Source organism: Flavobacterium sp. ov086 (assembly GCF_900187965.1).
GTDB lineage: Bacteria > Bacteroidota > Bacteroidia > Flavobacteriales > Flavobacteriaceae > Flavobacterium.
Genome location: NZ_FZNL01000004.1, coordinates 276,389 through 300,227 on the forward strand (window position 1 = coordinate 276,389; position 23,839 = coordinate 300,227).

Here is a 23,839-nt window from a genome sequence, read left to right on the forward strand (position 1 = left end):
AAAAAGCCTTGAGAACAACTTAAACATAGAATAAATTTTATGTTTTATTTAGTTTTTAGATGTTTTTTCTTTCAAAATAAAGCGGTAACTTGCGCCAATTAAAAGCATTTATAATAATGACTATTTCGAATTTTTATTTAGCAAATAATCACTTGATGCGCCTTATGGGTGCGTTATTATATCTGCATGACGATACTTTCTTAAAAAGCTCTAAAGAGTTTATTTTTTAAGCCCTGTCAAAACTCTGGACAGGGATTTTCTTATTTACGATGCTCATTTATTTAATCTTCAAATTTCATTTAGGAGAAAGATATCATTGAATTCAAAATCATACAAGGGCTATAAAAGGTTCAATGATGAGTTATTATCTTCCCTATGAGATATGGAGCAAACAGAAAGTTATGTCACAAAATATCATTTTAACAACAGGAATATACGATTTAATCAAGGATCATGTAAGAAGAAAGAAAGTAACAATAGAAGAAGAAAAATTACTACTTCATGAACTTAAAAAAGCAACACAGGTGCTTAGAAGAGATTTACCGGAAGATATTGTATCGGTAAACCGACAAGTAACTTATAAAGATCACTCCAACAACGAAGAAAAAACGGTTGTGTTTGTAGGTCCTGAAAAATCAAAACCAAACAAGAATAAAGTATCTATTCTTTCTGACGTAGGTATAGCAATGGTTGGATATAAAGAAGGTAATATTGTAGAATGGCCTTCTGCAAAAGGTCATTTAAAGCTGGAGATCTTAAAAGTAGTAGAAGTAGCTCGTACTATATAAATATAAAACATCCCATAAATATAGGTTTTTATGGGATGTTTCTATTTATAAACAGGATGAATTTGAAAATTTTAATTCTCGCAAAAAGCGCCAATTTGCTTCAAATGTCTTTCTGTTTGGTATTTATTAAAGTTATTCCATTTTGGAGGGAAATTTGTTTTTTGCCCATACATCGCATCCAGGCAAATGTTGTTGTCTTTGTATTTATCATGTAAAACTGCCAGGATTTTAAAGAAAAACTGATCTAACATTACGATAGCTTCAAATTCTGATTTTAAGGCTTCATAATTAGAATCTGCCGGATTTAGTATTTGTAATAAATCTAAAACTTCTTTTTTCTCCTCTTCATTGATTTCAGTTAAATAACCCATTTTTAAGGTTTTAAAAACCAGATTATTCCAAGCGGCGCTATCGTGTCCCCATTGAACATCAGGTAAATTTAAAGAATGCTCACAAATTAATATGATAGAAAAAAGAACATCGTTTAAGTATTCAGCCGGAAATTCATCAAAGCTTCTGAATTCGAAACCGCTTTGGTACATTTTTTCCTGATTAAAATCAAGACCCAATTCCGAAAGCATTTCATATTCCATGTCAGCTTCAATCTGATCACGCCACCAAATATTTTCTTCTTTTTTGAATTTCAGCAATTCCCTAAAATCATCAACTTTATAAGTTAAAATTTTACCTTTTGGCATTGCTTTGTTATAAGTTCCTACACCAATATAACGGGACATGGCGTTTCTCATAGAGCCTAAAGTAAACTTTTTGTCTAAACTGTATTTGTCACTTATAACACCCATAATATCAGGGCTTCCAAGAGTTGCGATGAAGAAAGGTTCAAACCATTGCAACAAATAAATTGCATTGCCATGTGTTTTATTAAACTCATTGTAATCGATAATTCTGCTGTCTTCTGTCAAAGAAGGCAAAGTAATATGAAAATGATAGGTTCCGTTATTGAACAATACAAGATTTTCCTGATTGGTCATGAACATATTAAGACCATTGTTATAATCCGGAAAGCTTAATTTTTCTTTTAATACCGCCGACTCATTAATTTTATCCAAAAACAGTTTTTTAGTTGCTTTTAGTTCTCGGCAAGAATCTGCTATTGTTCTGTTTTCAAAATATTTAGTTACAAATTCTATAGAATCACCATCAAAATGAACAGAACCCATTGTTTTGTTTCTTTGGGTAATCATACTCTGAATATTGTACGGTTGATCTTCAAGAAAAAGTTCCATGATTGATTTACCAAGATAATCCGGATTTTCAATTGGCTGTGCCGTTACTTCACCGGTTTCAGTATCAATTAATGGTTTTATCGGTGATAATGTTTTGTGCTGGTAGTTTATATCGAGTTTTTCAAGCGAATGACTGTTCATCATTCTGCTTACGGTATAGTTTTCGTTTGCACCAAAAGCTTTTTTCAGGACAGGAGCCAGGCTTTCTGGTTTGTAACATTTTCTATAGTCAATACTATATTTTTCAAAGCCAATTTTTTCTTGTATAAACTCACCAGAGACTATTAGGGATTCTTCAAATTGCATGTAGGTTTCGTTTTCTAATCCTATTCCCCAATAATATTTTTGTGTCTGATTGTCTTTCATTTATACTAATTGTCTTTTTTATGGTTAATTTAATTGTTTGAAATCACTGTTTTTTATTCGGAAATACGAAACTAATTTGCTAACAATCAGGGGCAAGAAATCTTTTAATGGATAAAGCATAAATAATTTGCATCCATTAAAAAAGTTTTGTCTTACTTTTAAAATTGTATGAATTTATATTAGTTTCAGAAATTTTGCACTTGTATCGACTGAATGATTGATAAATAGGTATAATTTTACAAGTAGGTTATAAAATTACTATTGCGTTTAATTGCTTTTATATCAATAATTTAAGTAGATGAATAGCCGAATCACAACTTTTGCTATTCCTGTTTTTTCCAAGTTGCAAAAGTAGTTTTTTATTATGTGATTTACAAATACTTAACACATTGAAAATCAATAATTTTTTTAGAGGTTTAAACAATTATGGGAATTGTTTTTGTTTATTCATGGTAATAGAAGACATAAGAGGAATATAGCTCGTCATTCCACCAGTCTTTTCTAACTTCTGAAAAATAATTATAGTTTAATTTTCCTGCTTGCGATTGTAGCGGATATACTACTATACCGTTTTCACGATAGGCTTTATGCAAGTCCGTTTCAGGAACGACGGGAACGATATGACCAGAAAGTCCTTTTTCTCTTCTTTTGGCACAAATTATTCCAATTCCGCCATTGGTATTTACCTTATTCTGAATTTCATCGGCAGTAAACATTCTTTTCCATCCAAAACTTGCTCCCCATTCCAGAAACCAATCGTGTATAGCGCTGGAGTAAATGCGATCAACGGTTTGTTCAAAAATTGGTTCAACTTCTTGTCCATTCAATACTTTTTCAAGAGATTCATCTGTCCACCAAACCGTTGGCAGATACACTTTAGAGAAATAGCAATAATCATACGAATAGACATTGCAATAGGTGTCTTCAACCGTTCTTTGGTATCTCAGATTAGTTTCGACATCTAGTTTATCAATAAGGCGGGCAATAGTTTCTTTTTTAGTAGTAACATTTGTCAAATCTCTAAATGGAATACTGGAATCCATAAGAGGTTTTTCCTTCATTTCCATAGAGTTTAGCTGCGATTCCGGATCCGGTAATAAATCGGCTCTCTTTATTTGACTATTCACTATTGGATTATCACTCAAAGGTAATGATGCTACTGATATGGTATGTTTCTCCATCTTGACTGCTTAAAATTGATTGGCTTACTGCTATAAAAAAACGCTATTTTCATAACGTTATTTTGTCAGCCAAAAGTGTAAATATATTTTAAACTTTTTAAACTGCTCTATAAAAAGGCAAATTTTAGAAAACATTTATAATTAAATTTGTTAGTTTCTGAGCTTTGAGCTTATAAAAGTAATGCTGTATAAGCTTTTATATAAATCGTTAAAAAAGGGTATTTAATTGCAAATAGGATAGTTAAACAGAACCCTATTTCAATGTTATTTTTAAGCTTTTGCCTAATGCCAGTATATCATTACCAATTTTATTCCACTTTTTAAGATCAGCAATTGTTACAGAATGTTTTCTGGCAATACTACCCAAAGTATCTCCTTTTTGAATGGTGTAATATTTTGTTTTTTCAAGCGTTGTTTTGCTTTTAGAACCAGTATTTTTAGCAGCAATTGTCATTGAAATCATTAACGGTTTCTCACGCAGATTTGATTGATAATCTGCATAAGTATAGATTTTATCCTCATTCGAAGTAAAAAGAGCTATTTTATCCTGAGGCAATCTTAAATAATGTTTTTGATTGTCATAAACAGGTACAACATTCAATTTATAAGATGGGTTCAACAATTCTAATTGTGCAATTGGAATATCGATCAAGTCAGATATTTGTTTGAAACTCATTTGTTTTTTTATCATTATTGTATCTGTAGCAAAATGTTTTACTAATGCTTTTTCCGGTTTAATTCCATGAGAGGCATGATATTCATAAAGATACATTGTAGCCAAAAAAGCCGGAACATAACCTTGAGTTTCTTTAGGGAGCTGTTTTCTGATATTCCAATAATTTTTCTTTCCGCCAGAACGGTTAATTGCTTTAGAAACATTTCCCGGTCCAGAATTATAGGCCGCTAAAACCAAATCCCAATCACCAAATGCTTTATACATGCTGGTCATATATTTTGCTGCTGCTTCAGTTGATTTTAAAGGATCGTGACGTTCATCGATATAAGAATCGATTTTTAGATTGTATTGTTTTCCGGTTTGATACATAAATTGCCAAAGTCCGGTAGCACCCATTTCTGAAACAGCTTTTGGATTCAGAGCAGATTCTACTATAGCCAGATATTTGATCTCTAACGGAATGTTTGCTTTTGCTAAAGCTTCTTCAAACAAAGGGAAATAATATTCAGAAATAGCCATTAATCGGCCAAATGATTTTTTTCTGTATTTAAGATATGATTTAATTACATTTTCAAGCTGTGGATTGTATTCGATATTAAATGGTGATTTAGAGTTCATTGCAGCCAATCTTGATTTGAGTAATTCAGTTGGTAATTCTAAGTCAACTTTTTGATCTGTAGTTGCACTATCAATATCTGAAGGAAGAGCATTAAAAGTATTTAGACTTGTTAATTCATTCATCCATAAACTATCAACACGCGCGATCATATTGTTTTTTACAAATGTCTTTTTTATAGAATCGAGGTAAGTATTATTTTTATCTCTTAATGTGATTGATTTATTTTGAGCAATTACTTGCGAAAAGAAAGGAATTAAGAATAGGATATAAAAGTACAGTGTGGTATTTTTTGTTTTCATATTTAAAAGAGTCAATACGTTGCTATTTAAGGTGTTACTTTTGTAATTTGCTTTTTGTTTCAACGGTGCAAAAATACGATTCACTTATATGTTATTGGTATTCAATAAGTTATAAAAGCATCATAATAAGACTTTTATCAGATGAATTTTAGAAAGCATTTGCGATCAATTTTTAAGATTAGAAAGAGCTACGATAGTGTTTAAAGTCTTTATGAAGCCCAATTGTTCTCTTTTCTTTACCTTATCAGGTTTATGATTGATCGATTAGTTTGAAGGTGGGGTTTTCGTTATATTTGCGCTTCTAAAATTACCTCATGAATTCTTCTGTCAAAGCCATTCATCCTATTTATAACCTTCAATTTGGATTAGTATGTTTAAGTTCGTTACTCTTTTCGGCTAGCTTTAATATGTTAATTCCCGAACTTCCTGAATATTTAAGCAAGATGGGCGGGGCAGAATATAAGGGATTGATTATTGCTCTTTTTACATTAACAGCAGGAATTTCAAGACCTTTTAGTGGTCGTTTGACAGATACTTTAGGAAGAGTTCCTGTTATGGCTGTAGGATCAATTGTTTGTTTTGTTTGTGGTATTCTTTACCCTGTTTTAGGAACAGTTTCGGGTTTTTTATTCTTGCGATTGATTCATGGTTTTTCTACGGGATTTAAACCTACGGCAACAGCAGCTTATGTGGCAGATATTGTTCCAAGGGAGCGTTGGGGAGAAGCTTTGGGCTTGCATGGACTTTGCTTTTCTATAGGAATGGCTTTGGGACCTGCTATTGGAAGTACGATTAAAATATATTCTTCGATGAACATGCTTTTTTATGCTTCGTCGGTTTTTGCCCTTATGTCTATTGTAATTTTGATGAATATGAAGGAAACTTTAAAACACAAACAGCGTTTTAGTCTCCGTATTTTAAAGATTTCAAGAAAAGATATTATTGCAGTAGAGGTTTTACCGGCAGCAATAGTAACTTTTCTTTCTTATATGGCTTATGGCGTAATATTGACATTAATTCCGGATTGGAGTCAGCATTTAGGAATTACCAACAAAGGTTTGTTTTTTATGGTTTTTACAATTACTTCAGTAATGATTCGTTTTGGAGCCGGAAAAGCATCTGACAAATATGGTCGCTTACATATAATCGCAATTGGATTATTCTTTTTGATTGTTTCACTTATTATTGTTGGATTTTCGACCTCAATCACCGGACTTTTAGTAGGATCAGCGCTTTATGGAGTTTCGACCGGAATTGTTTCACCGGCTTTAAATGCGTGGACCGTTGACATGAGTTTCGCTGATCATCGTGGTAAAGCCATGGCAACGATGTACATAGCGCTTGAGGCAGGAATTGGACTTGGTGCACTTATCGCAGGATGGATGTATCAGGATGTGATTGCAAAAATCCCGATGCTTATGTATGCAAGTGCCACAATGGTTTTTCTGGCTTTAGGTTATGTTGTGATGCGTTTGCGAAAAGTTGAAAAAAACGTGATTGATTCTGAGTCTTAGATTTTAGATCCATTCTCCCGCAGTGTTATAATCATTTGGTAAATAGGTAAGGTATTGAACCATTCTTGGAGTTTTTCCTCTGTTTGGTGTAGCACAATGCGGTAATGTATTATTCCAGATTATAAAATCACCGATATTACCTGTAATAGCTTTTGGCTGTAATGTAGCAATAGCTTTATCTCTGGGATTTTCGTCTGGTTCAAGATTATCCAGCCAATGATTTATTTGGTTGTGAAACCCCGGAACGCAATGAAATGCTCCGTCATCAGCACCACAATCAGTAAGATAGAGTAGTCCCTGAAGTCCGAATTTTATGGGTTGTTTTAAACTTGTATCCCAATGAAGTAAACTTCCTAAAAAACTAAAATCAGCAGTTTCAGGCGGGTTAAAACTTACTTTGTCAATAGTTTTGTATATTTTATCTGTTTTATAAAGCTGTTCATAAGCTTTTTTTATTCCTGGAGAAAATCTGTTTTTATTTAAGGTTTCATGATCCGAAAAATTAAGCATCAATCCTTTTTGATCCGGATGTCTGTTGTACCACGTTTCTTTTTTGTTGGGATCCATTTTTAAATACTCCCAAATAGCTTGTTGAGTATCTTCGCAGTCTTTTTTCGAGACAGCATTTTTTATAATAACATAACCATTTTTATCCCAAAACCGAAGGTCTTCTTCTGAAAGAACATTAGCTGTAAAATCTGGGGATTCGGTATTTTCGATTTTCGTTTTATTATTAATCCAGGTTTTGAAAGTTTCAAAATCCGGTTTCTCAAAATATAGAAACTGTAGCGTGTCTTCCATACCAATACCCAATTGATATAAAGCTTTTATTTCTTCATTCCAGGTTTGGGTAGTATTTCCAGAAGAAATATTGGAAGGATACAAAGCACGGTTCCATAGTTTTTCAAGAATGATTAGAGGTTCTCTCATTTAAATAGATTTTAAGAATCAGTTAATTCAAAAATAATTCATTTACGGTTTTCTGTTTAAAGTATAAATACCTGATTTAGTATTCGAATAAAGTATTAAAAATGGTTTTGCTCTTTATTATTTCTTAAAGTATAAGTGACCAGATTTTTTATTTTTTCATGACTATTGTTGTATTTTTTGTCTTCAAACTCAAAATTCATTTTCTTAAGCATTGCTACAGAATTGATATTGTCAGAGGATGGAAATGCTGTAATTGTTTTGGCCTGAATTTCTCCAAATGCATATTCGATGACTTTTTTTATAGCCTCGCTCATTATACCTTTTCCTTGAAATTCACTCAGCATTTCATAGCCAATTTCAACAATTTCGTTTTCAAGATCAAAATTCCACAAACAAATTGAACCAATCAGATCATTGCTTTCTTTGAAACTTATAATCCAATAAATGCATTTATTCTGTTCGATTAAATTTTGCATTTTAAGGATGTAATCCTGTGCTTTTTGTAAAGTTGATGAATTATCTCTTCCAACAAATGCATTGACAACTTCATCAGAATGTAGTTTATGAATTAAGTTGACATCAGTATTTTCAATGTTTCGCAATATTAACCGATCTGTTTGAAGTTGTGGGAAGTTTTTAAAATCTAATACCATTCTTTAAATTTATTTGCATTACAAGTTTTTTTTACTGAAAAAAATGGTATTACTCTATTTTTTCAGAGCAGGAAATTTAAAAAATAAATAGCACATACTTGCCATACTTCATAAAATAATAGATCTTAGATTTTCTTGTGATTTCTAAAGTAAAAGTGCTTGTAAAAAAAAGGATCTTTTTTATGTTGTCTTAAAGCTTTTAAAATCAGGAGTTTTTGAGTAAGTACTAATTTGTTAGTAAAAATACTAATCAATTAGTTTGTCTACTAATTAATTAGTAGTATCTTCGTAAAAAGATTTAACCATGATAAAATTAGCCAAACGAGAAGAACAAATCATGCAAGTGTTTTGGGATTTAGACAAAGCCTTTATAAGAGACATAATTCCATTGCTGCCAGATCCAAAACCACATTACAATAGTGTTGCAACAATTGTAAAGATTCTAAAAGATAAAGGATTTCTGAATAGTGAAACGGCAGGGAATATGCATTGTTTTTTTCCGATAATCAGCAGGGAAGAATACCAACAATTTGCCTTGAAAGATATTGTTAGCCAATATTTTGATAATTCGTACCCACGAATGCTTGCTTTTTTTGCCAAAGAGCAAAAACTTACAGAAAATGATTTGGATGAAATAGTTGATATCATTAAAAAAGGAAAAGTATGATACCTTATATCTTATATACAGCACTTATTCTCACAGCTTGTTTTGTATTTTACAAATTGCTTCTGCAAAAAGAAACCTTCTTTCATCTTAACAGATACATCTTGTTGTCTTGTATGATAATGGCTTTTATTTTGCCATTGGTTCCAATTCCTCAGCAATTATCATTAAGAAAGGCAGCTGTAGAAAAACCTGTTGAGGTAACTAAAATTCCCGTTAGTAAAATTGAATCTGTACAATCTAAAGTTCAAACTGTTGAACCAACAATTGTGGAACAAACCAACGAAACTTTCAATCTTGAATCTGGAGTTCGATGGCTGGTTTATTTGTATTGGTTTGGTGTAATAGTTTTTGCACTTAACTTTTTGATGCAAGTTGTCTTGTTACTTTACAGAGCTTATTCAAAATCAGTTATTCAGGATGGAAAATTCCGAATTATCGAAATAACAGACGATAAAGCACCGTGTTCGTTTGCTAATAATATTTTTATCAATCCGGAGAAATACGAATGGGAAACCTACAATCAAATTTTGCTGCATGAAAAAATCCACATTGAGCAAAAACATACTATAGACCTTCTGCTTGCTGAGATGGTTCTTATTTTTCAATGGTTCAATCCGTTTGCATGGCAATGGAGAAAAGCCTTAGAAATTAATCTTGAGTTTTTGACAGACGATCAAATGTTACAACAAGATACTGTCGAAAAAGAAAGCTACCAGTTTAGTTTACTAAAAGTAGCTGCGCCACAATTCCCTTTGAGTCTTACAACTAACTATAATCAATCATTATTAAAAAAACGAATCATCATGATGAACTCAAAAAAATCAAATGTGCACACCACTTGGAAATATTTTTTCCTACTGCCATTATTGGTATTATTTGCATGCCTTTTTAATCAACCGGCAGCGCAAAGTCAAAATCTAAAAACGCTTACTTCTCAGGAGGAACTAAAAGAGAACCTGGATATTAAAAGCGAAATGAAAACAGAAGGGGATTGGTTTGCCACAATCAAAGGCAATACGGTAGAGATTAACTTTAAAAGTAACGAAACCGATAATTCTTCAAGTACTTTTCAATTAAGTGAACTGGCAAATATTCCAAGAGATAAGCAAGGTACATTTGCGTTAACACGTGAAGCAGGAACAATGTCTTTTAACGGAAAATTTGAAGGTGATAAAGGTATGGGAACCTATAAATTTATACCTGATGCAGCCTATAGAGCAGCAATGCTAAAAGAAGGAGTAATGGTTAAAAAAGACATTGATATTATTGTTTTCTATATGATCAATATAAAAGTTTCTTACGTGCAAATGCTGAAGAAAAACGGTTACAATGATATTGACAAAGACCAGCTGATTCCTCTTGCAGCCTTAGATATAAATGAGGCTTATATTACTTCTATCAAACAAGCGATTCCGGATATTGATTTAGACAATCTGGTTCCTTTTAAATCATTAGGTATAGACAAAGCCTTTATTGAAGAAATACGTAAAGCAGGATATAAAGATGTTAGCCCAGGTAAACTTATCGCTTTGAAATCTCAGGGTATTGATGGGAAATACATTACTGATGTTCGTAATTCTACCAAAGGAGATAAGACAGATAATGATAAAGATTCTGAAGATGACGACGATATCATTGCTTTTAAGGCCTTGAATGTTGATCAGGAATATATTAATTCTTTCAGAAAATTAGGTTACAATAACATTTCAAACAGTGATTTGATTGCTATGAAATCCCTAAATGTAACTGCTGAATATATAAGTGGTTTTCAAAAAGCGGGATACAAAGATATTCAGGTAGATGATTTTATCGCAATGAAGTCATTGAATGTAACGCCAGAGTATGTAACCGAGTTTCAAAAAGCAGGATATAAAAATATCAGCGCAAGCGATTTGGTTGCCTTGAAATCACAAAATATAACACCGGATTTAATGCAACAATACAAAGACCTTGGCTTTACTGATGTAGCTATAGACGATATTATTGGCGCTAAAGCAACCGGAACTACACCATCTTTCATCAAATCAATGAGAGGTAAGGGACACGATTTTAAAAACTTAGAAAAGTATATCGAATTAAAAGCTGTTCTTGGTAATTAATATAAGTTGCTAGTTTAACAATTTGATAAATAAGTTGGCTTTAAAAAAGTTTAATCCCTACGGGATATTTTTCTGGTAGATTTTATTATTCTACTACCAATATTTAACTCCTAACGGAGTAACAAAAAAATATCTCTGAGAGATTACATATTGGTAAAAATCAATTTATTCATGTCAATTTTTGTCCCGTAGGGACTACACTTTATTAACCAGCAACTTGAATTAATTAAGAAAAACCAAAATAATCAAAGTTGTAAGACTAAAAAAGCCCAAACCGAAAGGAATGGGCTTTTTCATTATATATAGGCTTAATTGCGATTGGCACTATTTGCTTGTCTGATTCCTTTTGGATCGGTTAGATTAAAGCGATAAACAAAACTGAGTCGGTATCGGGCGGCGTTAGGGATACTATTTTCTGTAAAATAATAATCTGTACCAGTTGTGGTACTTTTGTTTTGGCGCAAGTCAAAAGCATTAGTCACATCAAATACAATAGTGGCTTTGTCTTTTAATAAAATCTTGCTCAATCCAAAATCCAGAGATTGCAATGCTGCGTTTTTGGTTTGCGCATTTTGTTGGGCGCCACGAAAGTTATAACGCCCCTGAAAACTGTATTTGGCTGGCAGTTTAATCTGTGTACTTAAACGTCCGGTAAAGGTGTTGCCGCTATAGCCGAGATCTTTTTCCATATAATTTCCTTTTTGCTCAAAGCGATAAAAATTCATTTCGGCATTAATCTGGAGCCATTTCAGCGGATTGTATAATGTAGAAAGTTCCATACCACTACGTATTTCATAATCAATATTGATGGGCGTTGTAAAAAATATATCATCCTGACGATAGGTAAAATCTTGAATATAATCCTTCTCCCGTTGGTAATAAACAGAAGGATTTAAGGTCAGTTTTTTCCATGTTTTAAGAAAAGCCAGTTCAAACACATCAGAATAAGAAGGATTTAAATCTGGATTACCAATATATTGCGCGTTTAAATCGGTCAGTTCATTAAAAGGATACAATGCATATAGGGGCGGACGGTTAATGCGCTTGCTGTAATTAAGCTGTAAAGTTGAGGCATTAAATTTATAACTCAAATTCACGGTAGGGAATAGTCGTCCGTAATTTTTCTCGTCGCTATACGTATTTTTAATATCGGTAATAGAAATGTGAGTCAGCTCTGTTCGCAAGCCCAGCATATAATTGAATCGTTTTATCTTGTCGCTAAACTGCGCATAAGCACCCGTTATGTTCTCATTATAATTTAAATGATTATCAATATTTTGATAGATTATCCAGTTATCCTCTTGCTGTTCTTCTGCAAGGAAATCACTGGAGACTTTACGAATTTCCGTTTTGACTCCAAACTCTAAAACCGCAGTACTATCAATAGGTTGTATAAAATCACTCTTAATCAGCAAATCTTTACTGTTACCTATTGAGTTTGTTCTAATACCGGGATAAACCTTTGCTGTTGGAGCTAAACGTTGCGTCATAAGATTCCAGTTTTTATCGCTGTTCCACCAATCATACTGCATATCTATGGTCCATTTTTTTGCAGCCTGTTTAAATGTCTGCGTATAATTAAATTCTAATTGGTTATAATCTCTTTTTTCCAATGATTTTCCGTTCCTTCTTAAAATGCTGTCCTGAATGTTGTTAGTAGTACTGTAATCATACAATAAACGTGTTTTATCATTATCATGAGTAGCATTTTTTAAAAAAGCAGCCGTTATAGTGTGATGGTCATCAATAAAATAATCGGCACCAAGATAAATCAATTTACCGTCGTCGTGTCGGTCTTCGTTCTGTACACGGTTCATTAATGATGTTGTGCCATTATTAACGGTCGACTGATTTGTGGTATATAAGCCAACATAATCAGAAGAACGGATACTGAAATTGGAAAAAATGTTAATCTTATCTGATTTATAGTTAAGGCTTGGATTAAAGCGGCTATCGTTTGGTGATCCGGCTACCAATCGTGCCTGACCGCTAAAACCACTTTTTTTGTTTTTCTTCAATATAATATTAATAATACCTGCCGAACCTGAAGCATCATATCTCGAGGACGGATTGGTAATTACTTCTATACGCTCGATCTGGTCAGCTGCGATTTGATCAAGCGCATTACCTTGTGTAAGCCCGGATTGACGGCCATTAATCAATATTAAAACACTACTATTACCGCGAAGACTTACTGATCCTGTTGGACTTACCGCCACCGATGGAACACCATTCAGGACATCATGTGCAGAGCCATTCTGCGAAAGCACATCTTTGCCTACCTCAAAAACTTTTTTATCCAGTTTTAAACTGACATTAGGTTTTTCTCCAGTAACCATCACTGAATTCAATTGTACGGCATCACTATTTAAACCTATTATTCCCAACTCGATTTTTGTCTTGCCTGAAACGACTTCCAACGGCCGAGTATAGGATTGATATCCCATAAAGCTAAAGGTGATATTCATTTTTCCAAGAGGTAATTTCTCCAGACTAAAAATACCATGCTCATCAGTAATACCAACAACCATTGTTTTTAAGGCATTGTCTTTTATGGTTACAGTTACATACGGCAATGTTTCTTTGGTTGTATTGTCCAGAACTTTACCAGAAACAGCGCTTTGCTGTGCGTTGGCAAAAAGAGGAAACAATAAAATTAAAATGTAGGTTATTAAAGCTTTCATATCGATTGGTTTTATAGTACAAGATTAGTTGATAAAACAAAATCCAGCCTTTTAAAACATGCAAACGGCTCTAAGAGCTTTTGAAATGCATTTCTCTATTCGATATTTATTTTATCTTTATCTCATGTATCGATTTTCCTTTTTTATCGTTTTTCTACTGCTCCTGTTTACCTCATGTAAACAGTATAATGAGTATGTAAAATCGGATGTAACCTATTATATCGATGATGACCATTTTAACGATTATCTGGGCAAATCTGGAGATTCTATCTTTAAAGTTACTATAGATGTAGAACTATTTACACGCGAAAACAAAGCTACGCCGCTGGGTTTACAGGTCAACGGTTTTGGTGCTTTTGATGTTTATTGGGATAATGTTTTGGTGGGAAGCAACGGCATAATGGCAAAATCAGGACAGGCCGAAGTACCGGGAACAGAAACAACGTATTATCAAATACCCGAAAAATTGTCTGCTATTGGCAAACACGTTGTAACGTTAGTGGGAACTCAGTCGCATTTACGAGAAGTACGACGAGGAATTGATGTAAAACTTGAAAGCTTTTTAAGACTTCATCGCGCACCGCTTATTGTCATGTCTTATATGAATCTCATGGCAGGAGCTTTTTTGATTGCGTCTATTTATTATTTTTTTCTGTACATAAACAGTACCCGTAAAGAAACAACGGTTTTACTTTTTGGAATAATTTGTCTGCTTTTCTTCTGTTTGTTAATAATAGAATACGTCAAATTTTATATAGACATTCCTTATACCCGATTTTTTATCCGCATGAAGATTGTGGGCTGGCTCACCTTTGCCATTTCAGTACTGGTTCCGTGGTATTTTATGCTACAGTTTGATTTCGAAAAAAAGCGATTGTTCTTGATTCTTTTGCTTACCAGTCTTATTGCAATATATATAGTAAATTATCACCATTACGATCTTACCGCAATACTTTTTAGCGACGTGATGTGGCTTACATCAATGGTAGTCGCCAGTAATGCTGCTGCCCGAAAAATTAAAGGAGGACTAATTGTTGTAGTTGGTTTATTTGCAAGTGCGGCAGTTAATTATTTTATGTTTTATGATTTTGGATTGTTTATCGCTTTTACAATCATCGTACTTTCGATGCTTTATCTTCATACCATTAGAGCCAAAGCTATTGAAGAAGCTCATAATGCCTCATTACTGCTTTCCTCAAGATTGCAGTTAGAACTGATTAAGAAAAATATTCAGCCCCATTTCCTTCGTAATACACTGACTTCATTGATTGATTGGGTCGAAGAATCACCGCAGCAAGGCGTTGTATTTATTCGGGCATTGGCGGATGAGTTTGATATTATGAATGCAATTGCCGAAGATACACTTATCACAATCCGACAAGAAATAGATTTATGCCGAAAACATTTAGAAGTAATGTCTTTTCGTAAAGAAGTCTGTTATGAATGGGACGAAAAAGAGATTGATGATAATGAGACTATTCCGCCTGCCATTTTTCATACTATTGTAGAAAACGGAATTACACACAGTTTACCGCCAAAACAGGGTTGCATCCGTTTTTGTTTGAGCTTTACCAAAGAAAAAAACTATAAACAATACACACTGCTAACCGAGGCAAAAAACCGAAAAATAAGAAAAGATAAAAGCAGTGGAACTGGTTTTAAATATATCAAAGCCAGACTGAATGAAAGTTACGGCGACAACTGGCAGTTTGATTCTTTTGCTGTAGAGGAAGGCTGGCTGACAACTATTAAAATTTTTGATAAAAGATGAAGATCCTGATTATTGAAGACGAGGCCCGAATTGCCAAACGGATAGAAAGAATGACTCGGAATTTCTTTGATAAAGAGGTTCAGATTTTGCTTTGTGATTCGATCGAAAATGGATTAAATACGATCGATCAGCATTCAATCGATTTGTTGTTACTCGACTTAAATTTAAATGGGGAAGACGGATTTGATGTTCTCCAAAATGTCGTGGCAAAATCTTTTCAAACCATTATTATTTCGGCTTATACAGACAAAGCAATTACGGCATTTGCTTATGGCGTATTGGATTTTGTACCCAAACCATTTGATGAAGGCAGATTATCACAAGCTTTCATGCGTTTTACAATGCCAGAAAAAATAGGTCAGGACATTCAGTTTTTGGCAGTAAAAAAAGCAAAAGCTATTAAACTGGTAAGAATTGCAGACATCCGATATATTAAAGGCGCAGGAATTTATACCGAATTGCATTTGTCAGATGGGCGTATAGAACTGCATGATAAATCATTGGAGGCGTTAGAAAAATTACTTCCTCCAACATTTGAACGAATACATAAATCCTATATTCTTTCCTGGCATGAGGCAGATAAGTTTGCGGTAGAAGCAGGAGGCAAATACAGTATCTTGCTTAAAAACGCTGAGGTATTGCCCGTAGGGCGTTCCAGATATAAAGAAATCAGGCATAAACTGATTTAGAAATTCATATTATTTACCAATAATTTAAACCAAGCAAAAGTTGCTTAAATTATTGGTAAATAGTTTTTAACTCATTGGAATTGGGTATACTGCAACAAGATTTTCGAATTGAATAGCCTCCAGCTTGAGCTGGAGATTAAAAAGAATTGTATTAGATTTGTGTGTTTAAAAAAGTGAAATGCCTTTTTGAGCCTGCAGAATCTATGTTCCTATGTGTTAAAATCAATGAGCCAGTTTTTAATATTTACATCTCCAAAAACTGCTTCGGGTCATAAAAAAACTTTTCTTTCTTTATCAGTTCACCTTCCCATTTTTGACAAGTGATTTCTTCAATTTCAGAAACACGTCCGTCTTTCCACTCAAATTTAAAAAACCATTGAATTACAACATCATCGCCATTAATAAAATAAGGGCGAATGCATTTAGACACTAATGATTTAACTTTCGAAAGAGTGTTTTTTTCGTTAGCAACAAGAAAATCCCGACCAACCCTTGGTTCCGACTGATTTTCCTGCATGGAAGCTTCAATCGTATAAAATTTCTCGATTGCTTTATCATGCTCGTTAGATTCGACCATTGCGATAAATTCTTCTATTGTTTCTAATTTAGGCATGAGTTCTGGCTTTTAGATTTTGAATAGTCGCGATATATCTATTTTCAAAAATGAATTGATCAACAGGCACAACAACTGATTGAAATAGTTTCATTAAATCTTCAGAATGATTGGCCGCTTTTTTTGTCTGAATGTTGTACGGAATAAACTTTATCCATAAAATTGCTTTTAATTCGGTTTCGTTTTCGTTCCACATTTTCATTTCAACCAGCAGAAGATTATCGGTATATTGAATCAATTGCGATTCAATTAATACGGTTTCCATTGTAAAAGCTGGTTTTATATAACTGATCTGATTGGAAGCAACCACCCAACTAAGTCCCGTTGTGTGCATGTATTTAAACACATCAAGATCATAGTGTTCTGCAATTTGATCTTCGCGGGTATTAAGGAAGTATTCTAAATACTTGGAGTTGTTTAAATGATTAAAAGGATCACAATCCTGAAATCTGACTTTTCTTTTTGTTTTTAATACTTTTTCCATTTTTCTAATTATAATTACATCAAATACCGATCGGTATTTGATAGGTTAAAAAATTTTTCTACTTCCTGATGCTTTCAATAAGTGTACTATCTATAAAGTCCATTGCATTATCAATATAAGATTGATCATTATGGGTAAATGCCAAAAGCGAGCTTCCTTCAATAAGCGACAGTATTGTTTTTGCATATTTATCGGGATCAGTATTGGCTTGAATTTCGTTATTTGCGATTCCATCGGTAATGATATTAGTTAAACCCAAAGTAAATTTTTGAGATAATTTTTGCGCCGTTTCGAATAATAGCGGATTAATAAATTTGGTGTCAACCCCAACTCGCAACATAGGACATCCGCCTCTGTCTTTGACTAAATCATAATAACTGCGTTGATAATTTGTTATCGTATATAATTTATTCAAAGACCCTTCTTTGGCAGCAACTAGTTTAAATAATGGCGTTATGGCTACATTTATATTGAGTTGAAATGATTGTAATGCTAAATCTTCCTTATTAGAAAAATTGCAATAAATAGCTCCTTTTGTTAGACCGGTCGCTTTTGTGATATCAGTTAGGCTCGTGCCAATGTATCCCTGTTTATTAAAAATAGGAGCCACTTTGTCCAGTATAAATTCAGAAGTATTCATGATTTTTCTGTTTGAAATAAAAAAGTTAGAACAAATATAATTATAAATACCGATCGGTATTTGAAAAATTTCATTTAATATTTGAAAAATTAAAAAACGGGATTATTTAGTTCGATTATTGGAAGAGTTGAAGATATCAAAATGATAAAACCATATCATTTTGATACGCATATAGTTCTGTAATAAACATCTTTATTTTGTTGTAAATTATTTATAAATAAGATGTTATGTTTGATTGTTGATTAGAGAAGTGATTATGGAATATCGTTTGAACAGGAATGTTTTGTATTTCTAATAATCAATTATGAAAACCAAACATTCTACCATAGATTTTTCATGCAAAGATTTTCCGTTGCCCGATCCATTTTTAAACAAAACAATTTTACAGCAAAGCAATCAAATCACAGAAGAATTACTTGATTTTACGATTGAAGTTGCGAACGCCAATCATGTTTTTTGGATCAAAGAAATTTGCGAAGTCACATTAACTTCCGCTTTAGCGAGAGGAACAGGTATTTCCGGACGTTCTGCTGAATCACTCGAATTAAAAATGAAAAACGGTGAAGCTATTATTGCCTTTGCATCAGATGGAACATGGGCAGGTTTTTCTTTTATTTCTTCGTGGGAAAATGGTAAATATGTTTCTAATTCCGGATTGATAGTTGCACCTCAATTTAGACATACAGGTCTTGCAAAACGTATTAAAAGGAAAATTTTCGAATTAAGCCGTCAAAAATATCCTGATGCGAATATTTTTAGTCTGACGACTGGATTAGCAGTAATGAAAATGAACCACGAACTGGGTTTTGAGCCCGTCACATATTCAGAATTAACAAAAGATGAGGTTTTTTGGGAAAGCTGCAATTCTTGTATCAATTGTCCCATTTTAATGAGCAAAGACAGAAAAAACTGTTTGTGTACAGCGATGTTATACAATCCGAAGAATGCGTAAGTGATTTGTATTAATTTGTAAAATGTAGTCACTATGAGCAATGTCATTAGGTTAAGGAAAAATCCAATGGAACAAATTGATTATGAGAAAATAAATTTCACAGTCATTATTACTATACGTATTTATATTTCTTTTTTTGTTCCATCGGAACATCTCATTGGTAGCCCAATAAATTGGGCGTTTTTTCACGTTCCGTAGGAACGTTTGATTTTATAAATAATATTGATAAAAACAAATACAGATTAGATATACTATGCTCAAACATCCCAATGGGACGATGTTTCTCACGATGCATTTTTTTGTCTACCAATGAGGTATTCCGATGGAACACAATCTTAAGTATCTTAATTTGATGATATTGCCTGTGGGGGATTAAACCTATTTAATAAACCTATTCAGTACAATTTTAAAAAGTTCTGTTTCGGCTTTTTCCAGCCATTCAAAAGCCAGCATATCGCGTGTAATTATTTCGGCGCCATTTTGTTGCATTCTTTGTAGCGCTCTTTCCTTATCGTTTGGATTTCGGGTTCCAACGGCTGAATCAAGTATAAAAACTTCATAATCCAGTTCTAAAAGATCCAAAACCGTTTGTTGCACGCAAATGTGAGCTTCGGTTCCGGTTACAATAATCTGTTTTCTTTCCTTTTGAATATGAGCGAGAAGATTTCCTTCACGAACCGCCGAAAAATAAGTTTTGGTTATCATATCAACATCATTAAATTTTTCTCTGATTATTGAAGGAGTAGTGCCAATTTTGTCCGGACAATGTTCTGTTAAAAGCATCGGAATACCAATTATTTGGGCTAAATCTATTGCCCAGATAACATCTTTCATAACGGCTTCATTTTCATGAATTTTCGGCAACAGCCTTTCCTGAACATCTATGACAAGTAATGTAGAATTTGATGCTGAAATTTTCATAGACCTTATTTTTGGTTATACAAGTTTGTAATTGATAATACTCTCAAATTTACTAAAAAGTCAATTCTTTTGCTCCAGCAAACTTCTCAATTTGTGAATTGATATTTATGAATCGTTAATTCCAATTTTTACCTCTTTTTATAGAAAGTCACTTTTTGTTATATATCACAATAGTGATTGAAAATTAGCGAAATGTAGTTATAAAAAAAATGTTTATATTGGTGTAGTTTATTGATAATAAGTAATTTGTGATTTTGGCTTAGTGATTGCTCAGAGTTTTCGAGATCATAAAATTAAGGTCTTTTATTCTGAAAAATAACAAATCAGTATGTAGACCTTAAAATTATTCAACCGTCATTGACAATACTTTATTACTCATTAAATATTCAATCTTATGACAAAATCAAAATCCATAATTTTAATACACGGAAATTTTGTAAACAACTTAACCTGGGAAAAATGGAAAACCCATTACGAACAAAAAGGTTATACGGTTTACACACCGGCAAATCCAGGGCATGAAGGTGTTCCGGCAGATTTAAGAAACAAAGTTCATCCTGCGCTTACCAAAACAGGTTTTATAGATGTGGTTAATAATATTCAGGAACTAATTAAAAGTTTGCCTGAAAAACCATTAGTTATAGGGCACTCTATGGCAGGAATGGCAGCAATGAAATTGTTAGAACTAGATAAAGTTGCGGCTGCAGTAAGTGTAGACGGTGCGCCGCCAAAGAATGTGTTTCCGCCATTTGCAACATTAAAAGCAGTGATCCCTGCATTTGGTTTCTTTTCTGGCAAAGACTATTTTATGGGAAGTCGGGAATGGTATGATAGATGCTTTTTCAACACATTGCCGGAAGTAGAAAGAGCTAAAGCTTTTGATAGTATTGCAGTACCTGAAAGTTTTAAAGTGAGTCGTGAACTGGTACTGAATTCTTTCTCTAACATTAATTTCAAAAAACCGCATGAGCCAATTTTATTTATTGGCGGCGGAAGTGATAATATATTTCCACAGGCTCTTACAACAACATTAGCACATAAATATACAGATCAAAATAGTCGTGTCGATTTGAAAATTTTTCAGGGAAAAAGCCACTTTATCTGTGGAGAGAAAGGTTGGGAAATTGTAGCAGACTATATTTTAGACTGGTATGAGGAACTGTAGACTTTTGTCTAATGATTTTAGAAATTTAGAAAATCAAACTTAATAAGACGCATTCAATTTTAAATCATTAATAAACCCATTAAAAGAAATTAAAATGAGCACGATTACAGTAAAAGACGGAACAGAAATTTATTACAAAGATTTGGGAACAGGACAGCCAATTTTCTTTCACCACGGTTGGCCATTGTCTGCAGACGATTGGGATGCACAAATCATGTTTTTCTTAGAAAAAGGATATCGAGTAATTGCACACGACAGACGCGGACACGGAAGATCTACACAAACTTATACAGGCAATGAAATGGATACTTATGCTGCTGATGTAGACGAATTAACAACGTTTTTAGGGCTGAAGGATGCGATACATATTGGACATTCAACCGGAGGGGGTGAAGCTATTAGATATGCTGCAAAATACGGGAAAAATAAGGTTTCAAAAGTAATACTTATAAGCGCTGTAACGCCTTATATGATCGTAGATGCTAATAATCCGGAAGGTGTGCCATTGGCCGTTTTTGATGATATTCGTTTTAATACAGCCAATAACAGACAGCAATTTTATCACGATATAACCTTCCCGTTTTATGGTTATAATAGGGAAGGGGCCAATATAAAAAAAGGAATTCAGGACAACTGGTGGCGTCAGGGAATGATGGGCGGTATTAAGGCACATGTTGATTGTGTAAAAGCTTTTTCGGAAACTGATTTTACCGAAGATTTAAAAAGTGTCGATGTTCCTGTGCTTGTCTTACACGGAGAAGACGATCAAATTGTTCCTTATAAAACGACTGCTTTAAGAGCAGCTGAGCTTGTAAAAAACGGAAAACTGATAACTTATCCGGGGCTGTGTCACGGAATGCCAACAACTGATGCTCCAACTATTAATGCCGATATATTAGCATTTATTAAATCTTAGGTATCAGAATTTAAATAACAGATAATCAATGTTATTTGATTTTATAATAACAGAAACCTCTTTTGTAAATAAAGAGGTTTTATTTTTGCCATTATATTAAAGTTATTTCTGATTATTAGGATACAATTTTTTAAAGTATAAATTTCTGTTAAATAATCTCAGAATAAAATTTATTTCTGTTCTTTGTACCTTAAGATTTATTAAGAAAATGATTAAGGAAAGCTTAAGTACGTTTTTTTATAATACAATATTATAAAAGACATTGAGTTTAAACTAATTATCGTATTTAGTTTATGGACAATAGAAAGTTTATATTAAGTTTAAAAAAAGGTAATGAGGCTTCTTTCAAGGAAGCTTATTTAAACTACTATGATAAACTGGTGAACATTGCCAAACGATTTAATTTTACAGTTCTGACCCCGCAGGATTTTGTTCAGGAGACTTTTTTAAGACTTTATAATAAAAGAGAATTACTCAATGAAGATGTTTTATTGGATAAACAATTGTTCGTGATCTGCAAGAACATTATAATTAATCATCTTAACAGAGAAAATAAAATAGTTCAACTTGATCCTTTGCATGTTGTAATGGAGGAAGAAGATACCGAAACTGAAATTTTTGAAGAGAGACAGGAAAAATTATATAACTTTATAAATCTGCTTCCGGAACAACAGCAAAAAATATATACACTACATAAACTGGAAAGCCTTAGCTATAAGGAGATTGCGACAATGACAGATCTTTCTGAAAAGACAATTGCCAATCATATTTATCTCGCCAGTAAATTTATTCGAAAAAAAATCGAAAACCATTAGGAACTTTTGTGATCTCGTTTGTTATATATAAAACAGAATCATAAAAATGAATATTGAGGCTTATAAAACAGATATTACCACAAAGGAAGATGCAAGGTTTATTGTAGCTCTGCTTCAATTTGTTATCTCTGATTGTATCATGAATTTTGATCTGGAAGATTCTAATCATGTGCTAAGAATCGAAACCAACAGAGAGATAAAAGAAATGGTTTATGGTGTTTTTAATAAGCAAGGATTTTATTGTCAGAAACTTTAACGCCCCAAAGACATGAATGATAAAAAAATAGAAGACGAATTAAAAAAGATCTGGGATGAAACTCCCATTTCACACTCTGATAGTGAAAAAGAAGCTTCGTGGGAAGACTTTCAGTCGAAAGCTTTTACAGCAAAGAAACCTAAATTTAAAATTTGGCGTTATGCGGCAGCAGCGGCAGTTTTAATTTTTGCACTTATTGGAACCGGAATTTATTTTACCAAAGGTTCTGTAGAACAAAATATTATGGTTGCTTCGACAGTAATTGAAAATACGACTTCAAAAATAAAAACAGTTTTCTTACCGGATAGTTCTAAAGTTGAATTGAGTCCGAATTCGAAACTTAGGTACGCCAATAATTTTACGACTAATAGAAAGATTGAAATTGAAGGTGAAGGCTATTTTAAAGTACAGAAAGATAAAAAGCATCCTTTTGAGGTTTTTTGTAAAGAAACTACAACAACCGTTTTAGGAACTTCTTTTACTGTAAAAGAAAATACAGAAAAAGGTGTAAGTGTTTCACTTTACGAAGGAAGCGTTGAGATGAGTATAAAAAATCAGGACAAAAAATGGATACTGGTTCCGGGTGAAACTTTTACTTATGGGAACAATACTGCTGTTGTAACTGAATTTAACCGATTTACTGATTTTGACAATGAAAAACTAACTGCTGTCAGTGTATACATTCAGGAAAATTATGGTTATAAAGTGATAATTCCGCAGGAATATCATAACCAGCGAATTACAGTAAGAATCAATAAAAAAGAAGATTTAAAAATAATTGTACAATTAATATCAGAAATGTATAACCTAAACTTTGAAATAAACGATGAATTAAAAGAAGTTACTTTTCAATAGAAAAGAAAAGGATGTACTAGCCGCGAAACTACACATCCT

At 33.0% G+C, this 23,839-nt stretch carries 22 protein-coding genes; 12 read left to right on the forward strand and 10 right to left on the reverse strand.

Going from position 1 to position 23,839, the window contains the following annotated elements; all coding sequences use genetic code 11:
• Positions 1 to 401: 401 nt before the first annotated feature.
• Entirely contained in the window at positions 402 to 788 is a 387-nt protein-coding gene (locus tag CHB81_RS06740) for a GreA/GreB family elongation factor (RefSeq protein ID WP_089351207.1), read from the forward strand.
• Positions 789 to 859: 71 nt separating this feature from the next.
• Here the strand turns inward: CHB81_RS06740 and CHB81_RS06745 are convergent, their stop codons facing one another.
• The 3 genes from CHB81_RS06745 to CHB81_RS06755 form a co-directional block, all read right to left on the reverse strand.
• Entirely contained in the window at positions 860 to 2,401 is a 1,542-nt protein-coding gene (locus CHB81_RS06745; RefSeq protein WP_089351124.1) for a hypothetical protein, read from the reverse strand.
• A gap of 443 nt (positions 2,402 to 2,844) precedes the next feature.
• Positions 2,845 to 3,582, reverse strand: a complete 738-nt coding sequence (locus CHB81_RS06750) for a hypothetical protein (protein ID WP_089351125.1) — start codon at positions 3,580 to 3,582, stop codon at positions 2,845 to 2,847.
• Positions 3,583 to 3,835: 253 nt separating this feature from the next.
• Positions 3,836 to 5,176, reverse strand: coding sequence for a lytic transglycosylase domain-containing protein (locus CHB81_RS06755; RefSeq protein ID WP_089351208.1), 1,341 nt, complete (start codon positions 5,174 to 5,176; stop codon positions 3,836 to 3,838).
• 314 nt (positions 5,177 to 5,490) lie between these two features.
• Between CHB81_RS06755 and CHB81_RS06760 the strand changes: the two genes are divergently transcribed.
• Positions 5,491 to 6,690, forward strand: a complete 1,200-nt coding sequence (locus CHB81_RS06760) for an MFS transporter (protein WP_089351126.1) — start codon at positions 5,491 to 5,493, stop codon at positions 6,688 to 6,690.
• A gap of 3 nt (positions 6,691 to 6,693) precedes the next feature.
• Here CHB81_RS06760 and CHB81_RS06765 read toward each other — a convergent pair whose 3' ends face one another.
• Positions 6,694 to 7,620 (reverse strand): phytanoyl-CoA dioxygenase family protein, encoded by a 927-nt coding sequence (locus tag CHB81_RS06765; protein ID WP_089351127.1) that lies wholly within the window; start codon positions 7,618 to 7,620, stop codon positions 6,694 to 6,696.
• Between the two features lie 95 nt (positions 7,621 to 7,715).
• A complete protein-coding gene (locus CHB81_RS06770) occupies positions 7,716 to 8,273 on the reverse strand; it encodes a GNAT family N-acetyltransferase (RefSeq protein ID WP_089351128.1) in 558 nt (185 codons plus the stop codon).
• 304 nt (positions 8,274 to 8,577) lie between these two features.
• Here CHB81_RS06770 and CHB81_RS06775 point away from each other — a divergent pair, with 304 nt between their 5' ends.
• A complete protein-coding gene (locus CHB81_RS06775; protein WP_089351129.1) occupies positions 8,578 to 8,940 on the forward strand; it encodes a BlaI/MecI/CopY family transcriptional regulator in 363 nt (120 codons plus the stop codon).
• Positions 8,937 to 11,039: a M56 family metallopeptidase gene (locus CHB81_RS06780; RefSeq protein WP_089351130.1), complete on the forward strand. Its 2,103-nt coding sequence runs from the start codon at positions 8,937 to 8,939 to the stop codon at positions 11,037 to 11,039. Before CHB81_RS06775 ends, CHB81_RS06780 begins: the two co-directional genes overlap by 4 nt.
• A 308-nt stretch (positions 11,040 to 11,347) precedes the next feature.
• On the opposite strand, the gene CHB81_RS06785 is transcribed toward CHB81_RS06780, so the two are convergent.
• Positions 11,348 to 13,723 (reverse strand): outer membrane beta-barrel family protein, encoded by a 2,376-nt coding sequence (locus CHB81_RS06785; protein WP_089351131.1) that lies wholly within the window; start codon positions 13,721 to 13,723, stop codon positions 11,348 to 11,350.
• 58 nt (positions 13,724 to 13,781) lie between these two features.
• Here CHB81_RS06785 and CHB81_RS06790 point away from each other — a divergent pair, with 58 nt between their 5' ends.
• Complete coding sequence (locus CHB81_RS06790; RefSeq protein WP_089351132.1) at positions 13,782 to 15,494, forward strand: histidine kinase; 1,713 nt, start codon at positions 13,782 to 13,784, stop codon at positions 15,492 to 15,494.
• A complete protein-coding gene (locus CHB81_RS06795) occupies positions 15,491 to 16,183 on the forward strand; it encodes a LytTR family DNA-binding domain-containing protein (protein WP_089351133.1) in 693 nt (230 codons plus the stop codon). The genes CHB81_RS06790 and CHB81_RS06795 overlap by 4 nt, the downstream gene beginning before the upstream one ends.
• A gap of 244 nt (positions 16,184 to 16,427) precedes the next feature.
• Here CHB81_RS06795 and CHB81_RS06800 read toward each other — a convergent pair whose 3' ends face one another.
• Genes CHB81_RS06800 through CHB81_RS06810 form a run of 3 tightly spaced genes read right to left on the reverse strand, consistent with a single transcriptional unit; the run spans position 16,428 to position 17,920 of the window.
• Complete coding sequence (locus CHB81_RS06800; RefSeq protein ID WP_089351134.1) at positions 16,428 to 16,796, reverse strand: polyketide cyclase; 369 nt, start codon at positions 16,794 to 16,796, stop codon at positions 16,428 to 16,430.
• Positions 16,789 to 17,280, reverse strand: a complete 492-nt coding sequence (locus CHB81_RS06805) for a thioesterase family protein (RefSeq protein WP_089351135.1) — start codon at positions 17,278 to 17,280, stop codon at positions 16,789 to 16,791. Before CHB81_RS06805 ends, CHB81_RS06800 begins: the two co-directional genes overlap by 8 nt.
• Positions 17,281 to 17,338: 58 nt before the next feature.
• The gene (locus CHB81_RS06810) at positions 17,339 to 17,920 is read right to left on the reverse strand and encodes a TetR/AcrR family transcriptional regulator (RefSeq protein ID WP_089351136.1); all 582 of its coding nucleotides are present in this window, start codon (positions 17,918 to 17,920) and stop codon (positions 17,339 to 17,341) included.
• A 460-nt stretch (positions 17,921 to 18,380) separates the two neighbouring features.
• On the opposite strand from CHB81_RS06810, the gene CHB81_RS06815 reads away from it, so the two are divergent.
• A complete protein-coding gene (locus CHB81_RS06815) occupies positions 18,381 to 18,872 on the forward strand; it encodes a GNAT family N-acetyltransferase (RefSeq protein WP_254920999.1) in 492 nt (163 codons plus the stop codon).
• Between the two features lie 378 nt (positions 18,873 to 19,250).
• Here CHB81_RS06815 and CHB81_RS06820 read toward each other — a convergent pair whose 3' ends face one another.
• Entirely contained in the window at positions 19,251 to 19,793 is a 543-nt protein-coding gene (locus tag CHB81_RS06820) for an isochorismatase family protein (protein WP_089351137.1), read from the reverse strand.
• 394 nt (positions 19,794 to 20,187) lie between these two features.
• Between CHB81_RS06820 and CHB81_RS06825 the strand changes: the two genes are divergently transcribed.
• The 5 genes from CHB81_RS06825 to CHB81_RS06845 all read left to right on the forward strand — a co-directional run bounded on the left by CHB81_RS06825 (position 20,188) and on the right by CHB81_RS06845 (position 23,800).
• A complete protein-coding gene (locus tag CHB81_RS06825; RefSeq protein ID WP_089351138.1) occupies positions 20,188 to 20,958 on the forward strand; it encodes a carboxylesterase in 771 nt (256 codons plus the stop codon).
• A gap of 94 nt (positions 20,959 to 21,052) precedes the next feature.
• Complete coding sequence (locus CHB81_RS06830; protein ID WP_089351139.1) at positions 21,053 to 21,874, forward strand: alpha/beta fold hydrolase; 822 nt, start codon at positions 21,053 to 21,055, stop codon at positions 21,872 to 21,874.
• Between the two features lie 293 nt (positions 21,875 to 22,167).
• Positions 22,168 to 22,689, forward strand: coding sequence for an RNA polymerase sigma factor (locus tag CHB81_RS06835; RefSeq protein ID WP_089351140.1), 522 nt, complete (start codon positions 22,168 to 22,170; stop codon positions 22,687 to 22,689).
• Positions 22,690 to 22,735: 46 nt separating this feature from the next.
• Positions 22,736 to 22,945 carry a hypothetical protein gene (locus CHB81_RS06840; protein WP_089351141.1) on the forward strand — a complete coding sequence of 70 codons (210 nt, stop codon included), beginning with the start codon at positions 22,736 to 22,738 and terminating at the stop codon, positions 22,943 to 22,945.
• Between the two features lie 12 nt (positions 22,946 to 22,957).
• Complete coding sequence (locus CHB81_RS06845) at positions 22,958 to 23,800, forward strand: FecR family protein (RefSeq protein WP_089351142.1); 843 nt, start codon at positions 22,958 to 22,960, stop codon at positions 23,798 to 23,800.
• Positions 23,801 to 23,839: the final 39 nt, after the last annotated feature.

What these genes read in the sequence shown, in the direction of transcription:
- CHB81_RS06760 (WP_089351126.1), top strand. Translation starts at nt 5,491, where the DNA reads ATGAATTCTTCTGTCAAAGCCATTCATCCTATTTATAACCTTCAATTT.
- CHB81_RS06740 (WP_089351207.1), top strand. Translation starts at nt 402, where the DNA reads ATGTCACAAAATATCATTTTAACAACAGGAATATACGATTTAATCAAG.
- CHB81_RS06795 (WP_089351133.1), top strand. Translation starts at nt 15,491, where the DNA reads ATGAAGATCCTGATTATTGAAGACGAGGCCCGAATTGCCAAACGGATA.
- CHB81_RS06790 (WP_089351132.1), top strand. Translation starts at nt 13,782, where the DNA reads ATGCAAACGGCTCTAAGAGCTTTTGAAATGCATTTCTCTATTCGATAT.
- CHB81_RS06770 (WP_089351128.1), bottom strand. Translation starts at nt 8,273, where the DNA reads ATGGTATTAGATTTTAAAAACTTCCCACAACTTCAAACAGATCGGTTA.
- CHB81_RS06830 (WP_089351139.1), top strand. Translation starts at nt 21,053, where the DNA reads ATGAGCACGATTACAGTAAAAGACGGAACAGAAATTTATTACAAAGAT.
- CHB81_RS06765 (WP_089351127.1), bottom strand. Translation starts at nt 7,620, where the DNA reads ATGAGAGAACCTCTAATCATTCTTGAAAAACTATGGAACCGTGCTTTG.
- CHB81_RS06780 (WP_089351130.1), top strand. Translation starts at nt 8,937, where the DNA reads ATGATACCTTATATCTTATATACAGCACTTATTCTCACAGCTTGTTTT.
- CHB81_RS06840 (WP_089351141.1), top strand. Translation starts at nt 22,736, where the DNA reads ATGAATATTGAGGCTTATAAAACAGATATTACCACAAAGGAAGATGCA.
- CHB81_RS06805 (WP_089351135.1), bottom strand. Translation starts at nt 17,280, where the DNA reads ATGGAAAAAGTATTAAAAACAAAAAGAAAAGTCAGATTTCAGGATTGT.
- CHB81_RS06755 (WP_089351208.1), bottom strand. Translation starts at nt 5,176, where the DNA reads ATGAAAACAAAAAATACCACACTGTACTTTTATATCCTATTCTTAATT.
- CHB81_RS06835 (WP_089351140.1), top strand. Translation starts at nt 22,168, where the DNA reads ATGGACAATAGAAAGTTTATATTAAGTTTAAAAAAAGGTAATGAGGCT.
- CHB81_RS06845 (WP_089351142.1), top strand. Translation starts at nt 22,958, where the DNA reads ATGAATGATAAAAAAATAGAAGACGAATTAAAAAAGATCTGGGATGAA.
- CHB81_RS06745 (WP_089351124.1), bottom strand. Translation starts at nt 2,401, where the DNA reads ATGAAAGACAATCAGACACAAAAATATTATTGGGGAATAGGATTAGAA.
- CHB81_RS06810 (WP_089351136.1), bottom strand. Translation starts at nt 17,920, where the DNA reads ATGAATACTTCTGAATTTATACTGGACAAAGTGGCTCCTATTTTTAAT.
- CHB81_RS06820 (WP_089351137.1), bottom strand. Translation starts at nt 19,793, where the DNA reads ATGAAAATTTCAGCATCAAATTCTACATTACTTGTCATAGATGTTCAG.
- CHB81_RS06825 (WP_089351138.1), top strand. Translation starts at nt 20,188, where the DNA reads ATGACAAAATCAAAATCCATAATTTTAATACACGGAAATTTTGTAAAC.
- CHB81_RS06750 (WP_089351125.1), bottom strand. Translation starts at nt 3,582, where the DNA reads ATGGAGAAACATACCATATCAGTAGCATCATTACCTTTGAGTGATAAT.
- CHB81_RS06775 (WP_089351129.1), top strand. Translation starts at nt 8,578, where the DNA reads ATGATAAAATTAGCCAAACGAGAAGAACAAATCATGCAAGTGTTTTGG.
- CHB81_RS06785 (WP_089351131.1), bottom strand. Translation starts at nt 13,723, where the DNA reads ATGAAAGCTTTAATAACCTACATTTTAATTTTATTGTTTCCTCTTTTT.
- CHB81_RS06800 (WP_089351134.1), bottom strand. Translation starts at nt 16,796, where the DNA reads ATGCCTAAATTAGAAACAATAGAAGAATTTATCGCAATGGTCGAATCT.